This window comes from Actinomadura gamaensis (genome assembly GCF_042652125.1).
In the GTDB taxonomy this organism is placed as follows: Bacteria; Actinomycetota; Actinomycetes; order Streptosporangiales; family Streptosporangiaceae; genus Spirillospora; species Spirillospora gamaensis.
This window is the reverse complement of the sequence record NZ_JBHSIT010000009.1, coordinates 109,229-123,051: the sequence shown is the minus strand read 5'-3', so window position 1 is coordinate 123,051 and position 13,823 is coordinate 109,229. Positions and strand designations below refer to the sequence as shown.

Genomic DNA, 13,823 nt, shown 5'->3' with positions numbered 1-13,823 from the left:
GCGAGGCTGGTCAGGCGAGCTTGCGGCCGCCGTCCCAGACGACGCCGACCTGGCGGTAGTAGGCGCCGATGATCTCGTCCACGTGCAGCGAGGCGAGCTCCTCGGTCGGGGCCTCGAACAGCCGCAGCTCGGCGTCGCCGCGCCACGCCTGCCCGGCCTCGAAGCCGGACGCGCCGGACTCGACCAGCTCGTCCAGCGCGGGCGCGCCGCCGGTCTCGATGCTCGGCAGGTAGCGGTGGTGCGCCATCGGGTGCCCGTTGACGAAGCCGTTGGAGTCCGACGGCTCGCGCAGCGTCACGACGGCCTCCGCGAGGCGGCGGTCGGCGGCGGCGAGGGTCGCGCCGAACCGCCCGCCCGCCGCGATGCGCGGCGCGGCGGCCCCGAAGGGGTGCGGACGGGTCTGGTGGATCGAGCCGAGCTTCTTCGGGTAGCCCTGGTGCAGGCCGCGCGCGATGGCGAAGTCCTTGTCGACCCAGATGTAGACGCAGCGGGAGTACGTCCGGCCCTCGAAGGAGCAGCGGACGACCACGAAGCACTCCTTGTACTGCGCGCGCACCGGGTCGAGCAGCTCCTCGCCGGAGGCCGAGCACGACTGCCAGTCCGCCCAGATGATCGCGACCGCGCCCGGGTCCTCGTCCGCGGGGGACAGCGGGGCGGGCAGCAGCTCGGCCACGCGCGCCGGGTCCGTCCGGTACTCGACGGTGAGCAGGTCGCCGGAGTAGTGCCACGGCGGGCTCGGGATCAGCGACGCGCGACCCGTCGCGGTTCGGGGATGCAGGAAGCCTCGCACGGCCATGCCACTCCTTCGGGTCTTCGTTTGGGTCCGTACGATATCGCCGCCCCCGGGGCCTGGCCAGGGGGCGGCCGCGATTGTGTCCCGGCCAGGTCTTGTCAGCGCTTACTTCCGGCCATATGGTTTGGGCTCAAATGACCCCCCGTGAGGGAGTTCGACGGTGAACAACCCACTCGACGCGGCCCGTGCCAGGGACGCCGGAGGCCACGGCACCGACAGCGGCGGCGCGACCGTCGAGCAGGTCGTGGCCCGGCTCAGGGCGGACGGGATCGACGTGGTCCGCGTGGCCTACCCCGACCTCATCGGCACCGAGCGCGCCCGGGACGTGCTGGTCGAGCGGCTGCCCGCGGTGATGGAGCACGGCCTCGCGTTCTGCCGGGCGGTGTACCACACCACGCCGCAGGGCGACGTGGTGCCGGTGCCCGAGGGCCTCGGCGCGGGACTCCCGGACATCCGGGTCGTCCCCGACCTCGCGACGCTGAAGCCGATCCCCTGGGAGCCCGGCGTCGCGCACTGCCTCGGCGACGCCTACGAGCCGCACGGCACCGACCTGTGCCCCGAGGGCCCGCGCGAGGTGCTGCGCCGCGTCACCGCCGTCCTCGGCGAGACCGGCCTGACCGCCGTCGCCGGACCCGAGCTGGAGTACTTCCTCTGCGAGCCCGACCCGCAGAGCCCGACCGGATGGCGGCGCTACGGCGACGCGCCCGGCAACGTCTACGTCGCCGGACGCAAGGGCGACCCCGAAGGCCACCTGCTGTCCACGCTGCGCGGCCTGCGCGACTACGGCATCGGCGCGACCATGGGCAACCACGAGTTCTGCGGCGGCCAGTTCGAGATCAACCTCGACCACTCCGGCGCCCTGGACGCCGCCGACCGCGCCTTCCGCTTCAAGTCGGCCGTCAAGGAGATCGCCCGGCACGAGGGACGGCTCGCCACGTTCATGGCCAAGCCGTTCAACGACGAGGGCGGCTCCGGCTTCCACGTCCACCTGTCGCTGTGCGACGCCGGCGGCCGCAACGTCCTCGCCGGCGAGGACGGCGACGAGCACGGCCTCTCGGCGACCGCGCGGCACGCGATCGCGGGTGTCCTCGCGCACGCGCCCGCCCTCGCCGCGCTGTTCAACCCGACGATCAACTCCTACAAGCGGTTCGGCCCCGACACGCTCGCCCCCTGGCTGATCGACTGGGGCCTGGACAACCGCAGCGCGATGGTGCGGATCCCGCCCGAGCGCGGCGCGTCCACCCGCCTGGAGGTCCGGCTCGGCGACGCGACCGCCAACCCCTACCTCGGCATCGCGGGCCTGGTCGCCGCCGCGCACCTCGGCGTCCGCGACAAGCTCGACTGCCCCGAGCCGCTGGAGGGCTACGGCTACGACGCCGACCGCGCCCCCCTGCTGCCCGGCGACCTGCCCGCCGCGCTCGACGCGCTGGAGGCCGACGCCGACCTGACCGAAGTGCTCGGCGAGCCGTTCGTCCGGGCCTTCCTGACCTACAAGCGCGACGAGGTGGAGCGGTTCCAGCGGCACGTCACCGACTGGGAGTTCCGCGAGTACGCCTACCACCTCTGAGAAGGAGGACCCGCTTGAGCACCGCGACGTCCCTGGACCTCGCCGACCCGGACCTGTTCCTGGACGGCGCGACCCCCTACCGGATCTTCGCCGAGCTGCGCCGGACCGACCCCGTCCACTGGACGCCCGAGCACGACGGCGGCAGCGGCTTCTGGTCGCTGACCAAGCACGCCGACATCGTCTCGGTGGACCGCGACGCCGAGACGTTCACCTCCACCAGGTTCGTGAACCTGGAGGAGGTGGACGAGCGGCAGGCCGCCATCCGCCGCTCGCTGCTGGAGACCGACGGCCCGCGCCACCACGCGCTGCGCCGCATCCTCCAGCGCCAGTTCACCCCGCGCGCCGTCGCCGGGTACGAGACGTTCCTGCGCGGCCTCACCGCGCGGACCCTCGACCGCGCGCTCGCGAAGGGCACGTTCGACTTCGTCAAGGAGGTCGCCGCCGACTTCCCGATCAACGTGCTGGCCCGCATGATGGACGTCCCCGAGGACGACACCACCCGGCTGATCGACTGGGGCAACCGGATCATCGCCAACCAGGACCCCGAGTACGCCGACGTCGTCATCCACAGCGAGGAGTCGGAGAAGTACAAGGACCTGCCGTTCCGGTCGCCCGCCGCGCTGGAGGTGTTCGAGTACGGCCGCGAGCTGGCCCGGCAGCGGCGCGGCGGCGACGGCGAGGACCTGGTGTCCAAGCTGGTCAACGAGGTCCCGCTGGACGGCGAGCCGCTGTCGGCGCACGACTTCGACAACTACTTCCTGCTGCTGGTCGTCGCGGGCAACGAGACGACCCGGCACGCCATCACGCACACCATGCGCGCGCTGATCGAGCACCCCGAGCAGGCCGAGCGGCTCCGCGCCGACCTGTCGCTGATGCCGACCGCCGTCGAGGAGTTCCTGCGCTGGGCGTCCCCGGTGTACCACTTCCGCCGGACGGCCACCCGCGACGTCGAGCTGCGGGACCGGACGATCCGCGAGGGCGACAAGGTCGTGCTGTGGTTCGCGTCCGGCAACCGCGACGAGGACGTCTTCGAGAACCCCGACGTCTTCGACGTGACCCGCACGCCGAACGACCACGTCACGTTCGGGAAGGGCAGCCCGCACTTCTGCCTCGGCAACGCGCTCGCCCGCCTCGAACTGCGGGTCATGTTCGAGGAGCTGCTGCCGCGCCTCGCCGACGTCCGCCTCGCGGGGGACGTCCGGCGCGTCCGGTCGAACTTCGTGAACGGCATCAAGGAGATGCCGGTCACCGTCACCCTGGCCTGACCGGGGGCGCGAGAGGGCGGGGCCGCGCGTCGGCCCCGCCCTTCGGCTCGCGGTCCGCCCTCAGGCTCTCCGGGACGCGCGCCGGGCGGTGGCCACGGTGAGGATCGCGGCGCCCGAGATCAGCGCGGCGAACCACACCATCGACGTGGTGAGTCCGAGATGGCGCTGCGCGACGCTGAACGCGATCGACGGCAGTCCCATCCCGACGTAGCCGACCGCGAAGAACACCGCGAGCACGCCCGCCCGCGACTCCGGCTTCGCCGCCCCGGCGGCCTCGGCGATCGCCGCCTTGAACAGCAGCCCGGCCCCGGCCCCGGTCACCGCCGCCGCGACCAGGAACAGCGCCAGCGACGGGTGGTACACCGACAGGACGGTCAGCGCGAGCCCCGCCGGGAACAGCACGACCCCGACCGCCGACATCCGCGTCCCGGACCATCCGCCGACCGCGAGCTGCACGACCGCGCTCGCCGCGAACAGCGCGAAGCCCGGCAGCCCGGCCACGAACACCGACGACTCGCCGAGCGCGGTCTTCAGCATGCCCGCGCTCAGCGACGAGAAGAACCCCATCACGGCGAACGCGACCGCGCCCGTGCCCGCGGCCCCGGCGAACATCGCGCCCGCGCCCGGCCGCAGCCCGAACCGGCGCTCGGACGTCCCGCCCTCCACGGTCTCCGGCGCGTCCAGCAGCAGGACGACCGCGAGCGCCGCCATCACCACCGCGAACACCACGAACGTCGTGGCGAGCGGAGACGGCGCCCACTCCGCCAGCGCGCCCGCGGCCAGCGGCCCGAGCGCCAGCCCGCCCAGGTTCGCCGCCGCCGCGACCACCCCCGGCACCGCCGACGCCGGACGGTCCGGACGCGCCCGCCGGTACAGATCACCCAGGTAGGCCGTCGCGGTCGAGGCCATCAGGCCCGTCCCGACCCCGTTCAGCATCCGCGCGACGATGATCCCCGCCAGCCCGTGCCAGACCACGAACAGCACGGCGGAGGCCGCCGTGACCAGCAGCGCCGGGATGATCACGACCCGGCGGCCGTGCCGGTCGGACAGGTGCCCGAGCAGCAGGAACCCGGTCGCCGTCCCGACGACGATCGCCGCGAACGCGACCGTGACCATCGTCGGGCCGAACCGGTCCCGCGCCGCGAACAGGGGCCAGAGCGGAGTCGGCGCGGTCCCGAACGCCATGACGACCGAGAAGGCCGCCGCCGCGACCCAGAACGCGCGCACGTGCGCGGCGCCTCCCACCTCCTCGCGAGAGGGCTTCCGGACCAGCGAAACGACAGGCATCCGAGCTCCAATCCAACGACGGCGTTCTCCAGACAACCAAGACACTCACGGCATTCCCACCCCCTCACCGGCAGAAAGTAGAGATACCTTCCATCTCTGTCAGAGATAATGTGCCCATGGAGCTGCGCCACCTCAGGCACTTCGTCGCGCTCGCCGAAGAGCGCAACTTCACCCGCGCCGCCGAACGCGAGCTGATCGTCCAGTCCGGGCTGTCGGCGTCCGTCCGCGCCCTCGAACGCGAGGTCGGCGCGGAACTGTTCGTGCGCGGCAGCCGGCCCGTCCGGCTCACCGCCGAGGGCGGCGCCCTGCTCCCGGCCGCCCGCCGCACCCTGGAAGCCGCCGAGGCCGCCCGCCAGGCCGTCCAGGACGTCCGGGGCCTGCTCTCCGGCCACCTCCGGATCGGCACCTACCCGATCAACCCGCGCCTGCTCCCGTTCCCGGCCCTGCTCGCCGCCTTCGCCCGCGCCCACCCGGCCCTGGACGTCTCCGTCCGCCAGATCCCCGGCACCGTCACCGCCGCCAAGGTCGCCGAAGGCGAGCTCGACTGCGCCCTGTTCGACCAGATAGGCCCGCCGCCACCCGGCCTGCGAGCCATCCCCCTGGTCTCCGAGGAGCTCCGCCTGGCCGTCCGCGCCGACCACCCCCTGGCCGCCCGCGACGAGGTCTCCCTGACCGACCTGGCGGACGAACCGTTCGTCGAGACCGACCCCGCCTGGACGACCCGCCACCGCACCGACAGGACCTTCGCCGAAGCGGGCGTCTCGCGCCGGGTCATCTGCGAAGTGGCCGACTGGCAGATCCTCAGAGACCTGGTCCAGGCGGGCCTGGGCATGGCCCTGGCCCCGCCCACCCAACTCGTCCCCAGAGCGGACGACCCCCCGGACGCCCTACGCCTGATCCCCCTGAAACCCCCGCGACCCGAACGCCACCTGGCCCTCGTCCTCCCCGAAACCCCGTCCCCGGCCGCCGCCCGCTTCGCCGAAGCCCTCACCACCCACCTGGCCGAATCCTGCCCGCCCTGACCGAGGTCCCCCGGACGCACAACGGCGCGGGACGAAGGGGCAACCCCTCGTCCCGCGCCCGGGCCGCTCAGACGAAGAGCTCTTCGACGTCCGTGATAAGAGCGACCTTGTCCAGCCAGATGGCGGGTCAGTAGTGGTAGCGGGCCTGGAGGATGATCACTTCGTCGTCGGTGGGCAGGTACACCAGGCGGTGTTCGTCGGTGATGCGCCGCGACCAGGTTCCGGCCAGCATGTGCTTGAGGGGCTCCGGTTTGCCGATGCCCTCGAACGGGTCGCGCTTGACGTCCTCGACCAGGCGGTTGATCCGCTTGAGGACCTTGCGGTCGGTGTCCAGCCAGGAGACGTAGTCGGCCCACCCCTGTTCGGTGAAGGCGACCTTCATTCGCCGTCTTCGATGAGCTCGCGAGCCTGATGGCGGCCGTGGAGCGCCTCCTGGAGCGACTCGATCAGGCGACGCGCGTTCTCCGGGGAACGCAGCAGATGGGCCGTCTCCTCCAGGGCCTCGTACTCCTCGGCGGAGACGAGGTAGGCGCGGCCGGCCTTGGAGACGATCTCCACCGCGGTCGCGTCGGCGTTGACCTCTTCGATCAGCGGGAACAGGCGCTTGCGCGCCTCGCTCGCGGTGATGGACACGTCGCCTCCTTCTTGACTGGTACCAGAAATGGTACCAGTCGATCGGGCCGTCGCGTGTGGACGGCCCGACCGACGGCTTCCGTCAGAGGGGGAGGCCGGTGAGGACCATGATCTTTTCTTCGGTGTAGTCGGTCATGGCGGAGTGGAGGCCCTCGCGGCCGACGCCGGAGTCCTTGACGCCGCCGTAGGGCATCTGGTCGGCGCGGTAGGACGGGACGTCGCCGATGATCACGCCGCCGACCGCCAGTTCGCGGTGGGCGCGGAAGGCGATGTCCAGGCTGCGGGTGAAGACGCCCGCCTGGAGGCCGAACTTGGAGTCGTTGACCTTGGCGAACGCCTCGTCCACGCCGGAGGTCTTCTCGACCACCAGGACGGGGCCGAAGATCTCCTCGCGCAGGACCTTCGCGTCCTGCGGGACGTCGGTGAGGATCGTCGGGGCGTAGGTGGAGCCCTCGCGGGAGCCGCCCGCGACGACCTTCGCGCCGGACGCGACGGCCTCGTTCACCCAGGCCTCGACGCGCTCGGCGGCGTCCTCGCTGACCAGCGGGCCGACCTGGGTCTTGTCGTCCCAGGGATCGCCGGTGACCAGGGCGTTGACGGTGTCGGCCAGCTTCGGCAGGAAGTCGTCGTAGACGACCTCGTCCACGTACACGCGCTGGACGGCGATGCAGGACTGGCCCGCCTGGTAGTTGGAGAACAGGCCGATGCGCTGGGCGGCCCAGTCGAGGTCGGCGTCCGGCAGGACGACGGCCGCGCCGTTGCCGCCGAGCTCCAGCGTGACGTGCTTGCGCGGCACCCGGTCGTTGATCGACCAGCCGACCGGGACCGAGCCGGTGAAGGACACGACCGGCAGGCGCGGGTCGTCCACCAGGTCGGAGGCGCGGTCGTTCGGGACGGGCAGCACCGAGACCATCCCGGCGGGCAGGTCCGTCTCGGCGAGGATCTCGCCGAGGACGAGCGCGGACAGCGGCGTCGCCGGGGCGGGCTTGACGACGATCGGCGCGCCGGCGGCGATCGCCGGGGCGACCTTGTGCGCGGTCAGGTTCAGCGGGAAGTTGAACGGCGCGATGCCGAGCACCGGCCCCTTGGGGACGCGGTCCACGTACACCAGGCGGCCCGCGCCGCCCGGCTCGGTGTCGAGGCGCTGCGTGGACGGCGACCAGCGGCGGGCCTCCTCGGCGGCGAACCGGAACACCGACACCGCGCGCTTGACCTCCACGCGCGACCACATCAGCGGCTTGCCGTTCTCGGCGGTGATCAGCTTGGCGATCTCCTCCTGCCGCTCCTCCAGGCGGCGGGAGACGTGGGTGAGGGCGTCGGCGCGCGCGTGGACGGGCAGCGCGGCGGCCTCGGCGCGGACGGCGTGGGCCGCCGCCACGGCCTCCTCCACCTGCTCGGGGGTGGGCACGGCGACGACGCCGACCTCGCGGCCGTCGTACGGGTGCGTCACGGCGAAGGTCTCGGTGCCGGTCTCGGGGCGCCCGGCGAGCCAGAAGGGAGTCACGTCCATACCCACGACGTTATCTCTGCCTATCCCGGCCCGGACGCTCCGGTCAGGCCAATCGGGCCGCCCTCGTTGGCCGTGACGGCGAGCGCGACCCACAGCTCGGCGCGGACGCCCGGGTCGTCGAGGTCGCGGTCCAGCAGATCGCCCACCCGGCGGACGCGCGTGCGCAGCGTGTGCCGGTGGACGTCCAGGTCGCGGGCGGCCTCCTCCAGGCGTCCGCCGGCGGCCAGGTAGGCGCGCAGCGACGCGAGGAGCGCGGGTTCGGCGCGCAGCGGGGCGAGCAGCGCGTCGGCGAAGCCCCGCGCGAGGTCCGGGTCGAGGACGCCGAGGAGCCCCTGGCCGGGGAGTTCGCCGTATCCGACGGTCGCGCCCGCGCGGCGCGCGGCGGTCAGGGCCCGCTCGGCCTGGACGAGCGCCGACCCCAGCTCGCTCGCGGACGCGGCGGGCTCGCTCATGCCGACCGGGCCGCCCGCGAGGGCCGCGACCCGCCGCGCGCCGGACGACGGCGCGATCACCACGACATGGCCCGGACGCGGCAGGGCCAGGCAGCGATCACCCAGCGGGTCGGCCTCCAGCGCGTCCGCGACGCCGGTGTTCGCGCAGGCCAGGACGGTCGCCGGGAAGCGGGGGAGCGCGCGTTCCGGCGACGGCAGGCCGAGCAGGGCCGCGGCGAGCGCCGCCCGGAGGTCCCGTCCCGACCGCGGCGTCTCCGTCCGCAGCGTCAGCAGCGCGGCGGCGGCGCCGACGATCGTGTGCGCCACGTGCGGCAGCGGCTCGGACGTCCCCACGGCCAGGAACCCGCGCGGCCGGTCGCCCGGCCCGATGCCCTGGACGACCACGTGCGCGTCCCCGTCCACCAGCGACAGGCTCCCGGCCACCCCCCGCCCGTCACCCCCCGACGGACCGTTTGCGTGCGGACGGAGGCGGGCCAGGTCGGGGGAGAGCGCGGCGGCGCGGTCGGCGGCGGTGGCGGGCTCGGCGTGCCGGACGGTTCCGGCGGCGTCCAGGAGCAGGGCCCAGCCGCCCAGCTCGCGGGCGAGCCGGACGATCACGGCGGCGGGCCCGTCGAGGGCCGCCCGGGACAGGGCGCGCTGGGCCTGGAAGGCGCGGGTGACGTCCTCGTACCACTCGGCGGCCAGCATCCGGGAGACGGCCTTGCCGACCGCGATGAACGGGGTCGCGCGCGGCACTTCGAGGAGCGCCAGCCCGCGCCGTCGCGCCGAGTCGATCAGCTCCGGCGGGACGGTCCCGTGCACGACCCCCACCCCGAACCCCAGCCCGGCCACCCCCCGCCGGACGAGCCGGGAGAGGTACTCGTCGGCGTTGCCGCCGGTCAGTCGCATGCCGGTGGTGAGCAGCAGCTCGCCGCCCTCCAGGTAGGCGGTCGGGTCCTCCAGCTCGCTGACCGCGACCCAGGCGACCGGGGCGTCCGGCGGGACGGGCGTCAGCGGGCGCAGGCCGAGCCGGGGCAGCGCGGCGACGGCGGCGAGGCGGGGCGGCACGGGCGGGGTCCTTTCGCCGGAAGGGCCGGACGGTGTGACCGGGGTCTCCGCCACGGCGAGCGAGGACGGGCCGGTTCGCCGTCGCGGCGAGTTCAGCCTAGGCGCATCCCGGTCTAGCGTCGGCCTCATGACCAGCGAACTCGCGCAGGAACGGCGCATCGTCACGGAGATTCCCGGCCCCCGGTCCCGGGAGTTGCAGGAGCGCCGGAAGGCGGCCGTCCCGCCCGGCGTCGGCAGCGTGCTGCCGGTGTACGTGACGGACGCGGGCGGCGGCGTGGTCGTGGACGCCGACGGCAACTCGCTGATCGACTTCGGCTCCGGGATCGCCGTCACGAACGTCGGCAACGCCAACCCGCGCGTCGTCGAGCGGGTGAAGGCGCAGGTGGAGCGGTTCACGCACACCTGCTTCATGGTCGCGCCGTACGAGTCGTACGTCGCGGTGTGCGAGGCGCTGAACGACCTGACGCCGGGCGACCACGAGAAGCGGTCGATCCTGGTGAACAGCGGCGCGGAGGCGGTGGAGAACGCCGTCAAGATCGCCCGCTACGCGACCGGACGGCAGGCGGTCGTGGTGTTCGACCACGGCTACCACGGCCGGACGCTGCTCACGATGACGCTGACCGCCAAGAACATGCCGTACAAGCAGGGCTTCGGGCCGTACGCGCCGGAGGTCTACCGGATGCCGCTGGCCTACCCGTTCCGCTGGCCGTCCGGGCCGGAGAACTGCGGTCCGGAGGCGGCGGCGCTGGCGATCGACCAGATCACCAAGCAGATCGGGCCGGAGAACGTCGCGGCCGTCGTCATCGAGCCGATCGCGGGCGAGGGCGGGTTCATCGAGCCCGCGCCGGGCTTCCTGCCGCGCATCGCCGAGTTCGCGAAGGAGCACGGCATCCTGTTCGTCGCGGACGAGGTCCAGACGGGCTTCGCGCGGACCGGGCACCTGTTCGCGTGCGAGCACGAGGGGATCGTCCCGGACCTGATCACCACGGCGAAGGGCATCGCGGGCGGCCTGCCGCTCGCGGCCGTCACCGGACGCGCCGACATCATGGACAAGGTGCACGGCGGCGGGCTCGGCGGGACCTACGGCGGTAACCCGCTCGCCTGCGAGGCGGCCCTGGCCGTCCTGGAGGAGATCGAGGCGCAGAACCTGGTCGAGCGCGCCCGGCGCATCGGCGACACGATGCTGCCGAGGCTGCGCGAGCTGGCCGCGAAGCACGACGTCATCGGGGACGTCCGGGGACGCGGCGCGATGACCGCCATCGAGCTCGTCCAGCCCGGCACCAAGGACCCGAACCCGGCGGCGACCGCCGAGATCGCGCGCCGCTGCCACGCGGCCGGGCTGCTCGTCCTCACCGCCGGGACGTACGGCAACGTGCTGCGCTTCCTGCCGCCGCTGGTCATCCCGGACCACCTGCTGGCCGAGGGCCTCGACATCCTCGCCGAGGCGTTCGGCGCGTCCTGACCGGAATGACGGTGCCCGGAGGGCGCAGAACGCTCCGGGCACCGTCGTGTCAGGGGATCAGCGCAGGTCGAGGCCGATCACGACCGGGTCGTGGTCGGACGACCGGTACGCGTCCGGGTGGTAGAGGAACGGCGGGTTGTACTTCGTCGAGTAGCCCTCGGCGAGCGGCTCGTCGGCGTTGATGTGCCAGATCGCCGCGCCGGTGACGCGCCGGGACAGCGCCTTCCCGGCCAGGACGTGGTCCAGCTCGCCGGACTGCCCGTCGAACACGTAGCTGTAGCGCTGCGCGGGACGGACGAACCGCTCGGTCTGGCCGACGAGCCCGCCGCCGGTCAGCGCCTTGATCGGGTCCTCGGCCGTGTACGCGTTGAGGTCGCCGAGCACCAGCGGGTTGGTCTCGTGCGCGGCGAGCTCGGCGACCGCCTTCGCCTGGGCGACGCGGCGCGGGTTGAAGCAGCCCTGGCCGTCGCCCTGGTCCTTGTCCGCGCCGGTCGCGCCGGTGCAGCCCTTGGACTTGAAGTGGTTGGCGATGAGCGTGAACGTCGCGCCCTTGCCGTGCGCCCGCGCGAAGGTCTGCACGAGCGGCGGACGCTCGAACACCGGCGCGTCGGACGAGCGCGGCGCGCCGACCGGACGGACCCGCGCGGGCTTGTAGATCGCCGCGACGTGGATCTCGTCCGTGCCCGGGTTCGGGTGCCTGATCCACGCGTAGGTGCCCGCGCCGACCTCGCTGTTGAGCTTGTCGACCAGCGTCTGGATGGCGGACGCCGCGCCCGCCGCGTCGTTGTTCTCGATCTCCATGAGGCCCGCGACGTCCGGGTTCAGGCCCTTGATCGCCGCGACGAGCTTGGCGAGCTGCCGGTCGCGCTCCTCGGCGGTGGTCGCCCCGCGCTTGTTCAGCGTGGTGAACCAGTTCTCGGTGTTGAAGCCGGCGACGCGGACGTTCCCGCCGACCGGCGACGGCCGGGCCTGGCGCGGGTTCGTGCGGGCGAACTTCGGCAGCTTCGCCGGCTCCAGCCGGTAGCTGCCGAAGCCCTGCGACATGATCGCGGTCAGGTTCGTCGTGGAGTCGCCGACGCGCAGGACGTGCGGCTTGGTGTACGGCGGGACGGGCGGGTTCTGCACGTTCGAACCGTCGTCCAGCAGGACGCGGTGCGCGTCGTTCCACTCCTGCGACCTGCCGCGCCCCTCGGTCGGGTTGAACAGGCGCCCGGCCGACGACAGCGACACCTCGCCGTAGCGGCCGAGGTTGTACACCTCGGTGGCGGTGAGGCGCTGCTTGAACCGGACGACCATGCCCTCGTAACGCTCCGGCGTCACGCCCTTGGCGAGGGGGAGCCGGACGTCCACGGGCTTGACGGTCCCGGTGCCGCAGACGTCCACGGCGGACGCGGGCGACAGCTCGGTCAGCCCGCTGTACTCGGTCACCTTGCCGGTGACGAGGACGCGGTCGCCGGGCTTCACGTCCCTGGTGGAGTAGACGAACAGGCCCTCGGCGGTCGCCGGGTCGGCGTCGGGCCTCGGGTCCTGGACGAAGAACCCCTTGAGCTGGTCGGCACGGCGGAAGTCGCCGGTGACGACGCCCTCGACCCGGACGGTCTGACCGGCGAGGGGAGAGACGTCCCCGGACCCCTGGACCTGCGCGATCCGGTGGTCGGCGGGCGTCTCGCAGGCGGCCGCGGGGGTCTCGGCGCGGGCGCTGCCGGAGTATCCGGCGAGGCCCGCCGCCGCGACGGCCGCGGTCGCGAGTGCTGCTGCTGTTCGGCGCATGGCGGGAGCGTAGGGGCGGCGACCGGTGCGAAACAGAACCGTCGGTGAAGACTCCACCAATTTGTAATGGGATGGGATGAATGGGGTGATCCCGGGAGGCGGGTCGCCGAGGTGGAAGGCGCGGAAACGAGCCGCGGAGACGGACCGATATGCGGGAGACCTCCTCCGGCGCGCGGGGAGGTCCCGGCGAGAGATCCGTGAGGAAGCATCCGTGCAGGATTCACCGGTCGGCACCGACTACGCCCGCACGCGCGACATCGTCGCGGTCGCGCTGGTCATCGTGCTGATGGCCGCCGCGCTGGTCGCCCTGCTCGTCCAGGCGTGGCCGCCGCCGGCCGGCGCCGGCGCGCGGATCGCGCCGGGGCACACGCTGAACTGGTTCGGATGGCGGACGCACGTGTCCCGGGACAAGTCGATGTTCCTGGTCGTCCTCGCGGCGGGCGCGCTCGGCGCGTGCGTGCACGTGTCGCGGTCGCTGTACTGGTACGTGGGCAACCGGTCGCTGCGGCGGAGCTGGCTGATGATGTACCTGGCGCTGCCGTTCGTGGGCGCGCTGCTCGGGCTGATCGTCTACCTCGTCCTGCGCGGCGGCCTGGTGACCGGCGCGGGCTCGTCCGACGACCTCAACCCGTACGGCGTCGCCGCGATCGCCGCGCTCGTCGGGCTGTTCTCGCGGGAGACGTCGGAGAAGCTCCGCGCGGTGTTCGCCACGCTGCTCGCGCCCGCGCAGCCGGGCCGGGACCAGGCGATGGGACCGCAGGTCCGGGGCGTGGAACCGGCGGAGGCCGCGCCGGGCGAGACCGTCCGCGTGACGGGCGTCGGCCTCGCCGCCGCGACCGCCGTCCGGTTCGGGGCGGCCGAGGCGCGGGTCGCGAACGCCACCGACACCGCGCTGACCGTCACCGTCCCGGCGGACGCGGCGTCCGGACGGCTGGTCGTGCGCGCCCCGGGCGGCTCCGCGACGAGCCCGGACCCGTTCACCGTGCGAGAGTGAGCGGGTGGACCGGGCCGACTG

At 73.4% G+C, this 13,823-nt stretch carries 12 protein-coding genes; 5 read left to right on the top strand and 7 right to left on the bottom strand.

The genetic code is table 11. The features are described 5' to 3' along the window. Positions 1–10: 10 nt before the first annotated feature. Positions 11–796 (bottom strand): acetoacetate decarboxylase family protein, encoded by a 786-nt coding sequence (locus ACFPCY_RS28695; RefSeq protein WP_378260099.1) that lies wholly within the window; start codon positions 794–796, stop codon positions 11–13. A gap of 157 nt (positions 797–953) precedes the next feature. On the opposite strand from ACFPCY_RS28695, the gene ACFPCY_RS28690 reads away from it, so the two are divergent. Further along, entirely contained in the window at positions 954–2,360 is a 1,407-nt protein-coding gene (locus ACFPCY_RS28690) for a glutamine synthetase family protein (protein WP_378260097.1), read from the top strand. A gap of 14 nt (positions 2,361–2,374) precedes the next feature. Continuing rightward, positions 2,375–3,625 carry a cytochrome P450 gene (locus tag ACFPCY_RS28685; RefSeq protein WP_378260095.1) on the top strand — a complete coding sequence of 417 codons (1,251 nt, stop codon included), beginning with the start codon at positions 2,375–2,377 and terminating at the stop codon, positions 3,623–3,625. 60 nt (positions 3,626–3,685) lie between these two features. Here the strand turns inward: ACFPCY_RS28685 and ACFPCY_RS28680 are convergent, their stop codons facing one another. Then, the gene (locus ACFPCY_RS28680; protein WP_378260093.1) at positions 3,686–4,912 is read right to left on the bottom strand and encodes an MFS transporter; all 1,227 of its coding nucleotides are present in this window, start codon (positions 4,910–4,912) and stop codon (positions 3,686–3,688) included. A 116-nt stretch (positions 4,913–5,028) separates the two neighbouring features. Between ACFPCY_RS28680 and ACFPCY_RS28675 the strand changes: the two genes are divergently transcribed. After that, complete coding sequence (locus tag ACFPCY_RS28675) at positions 5,029–5,934, top strand: LysR family transcriptional regulator (protein WP_378260091.1); 906 nt, start codon at positions 5,029–5,031, stop codon at positions 5,932–5,934. 127 nt (positions 5,935–6,061) lie between these two features. Here ACFPCY_RS28675 and ACFPCY_RS28670 read toward each other — a convergent pair whose 3' ends face one another. From ACFPCY_RS28670 to ACFPCY_RS28655, 4 genes are all read right to left on the bottom strand, one after another. Continuing rightward, complete coding sequence (locus ACFPCY_RS28670) at positions 6,062–6,316, bottom strand: Txe/YoeB family addiction module toxin (RefSeq protein WP_378260089.1); 255 nt, start codon at positions 6,314–6,316, stop codon at positions 6,062–6,064. After that, positions 6,313–6,567: a type II toxin-antitoxin system Phd/YefM family antitoxin gene (locus ACFPCY_RS28665; protein WP_378260087.1), complete on the bottom strand. Its 255-nt coding sequence runs from the start codon at positions 6,565–6,567 to the stop codon at positions 6,313–6,315. Before ACFPCY_RS28665 ends, ACFPCY_RS28670 begins: the two co-directional genes overlap by 4 nt. Before the next feature lie 82 nt (positions 6,568–6,649). Further along, complete coding sequence (locus tag ACFPCY_RS28660) at positions 6,650–8,077, bottom strand: aldehyde dehydrogenase family protein (protein WP_378260084.1); 1,428 nt, start codon at positions 8,075–8,077, stop codon at positions 6,650–6,652. Between the two features lie 20 nt (positions 8,078–8,097). Continuing rightward, a complete protein-coding gene (locus tag ACFPCY_RS28655; protein ID WP_378260082.1) occupies positions 8,098–9,576 on the bottom strand; it encodes a PucR family transcriptional regulator in 1,479 nt (492 codons plus the stop codon). Positions 9,577–9,703: 127 nt separating this feature from the next. Between ACFPCY_RS28655 and gabT the strand changes: the two genes are divergently transcribed. Beyond that, positions 9,704–11,038, top strand: a complete 1,335-nt coding sequence (gabT, locus tag ACFPCY_RS28650; protein WP_378260080.1) for a 4-aminobutyrate--2-oxoglutarate transaminase — start codon at positions 9,704–9,706, stop codon at positions 11,036–11,038. Between the two features lie 57 nt (positions 11,039–11,095). On the opposite strand, the gene ACFPCY_RS28645 is transcribed toward gabT, so the two are convergent. Then, positions 11,096–12,808 carry an ExeM/NucH family extracellular endonuclease gene (locus ACFPCY_RS28645; protein ID WP_378260078.1) on the bottom strand — a complete coding sequence of 571 codons (1,713 nt, stop codon included), beginning with the start codon at positions 12,806–12,808 and terminating at the stop codon, positions 11,096–11,098. Between the two features lie 211 nt (positions 12,809–13,019). Between ACFPCY_RS28645 and ACFPCY_RS28640 the strand changes: the two genes are divergently transcribed. Further along, positions 13,020–13,802: an IPT/TIG domain-containing protein gene (locus ACFPCY_RS28640; RefSeq protein WP_378260075.1), complete on the top strand. Its 783-nt coding sequence runs from the start codon at positions 13,020–13,022 to the stop codon at positions 13,800–13,802. The last annotated feature ends 21 nt before the right edge of the window (positions 13,803–13,823 follow it).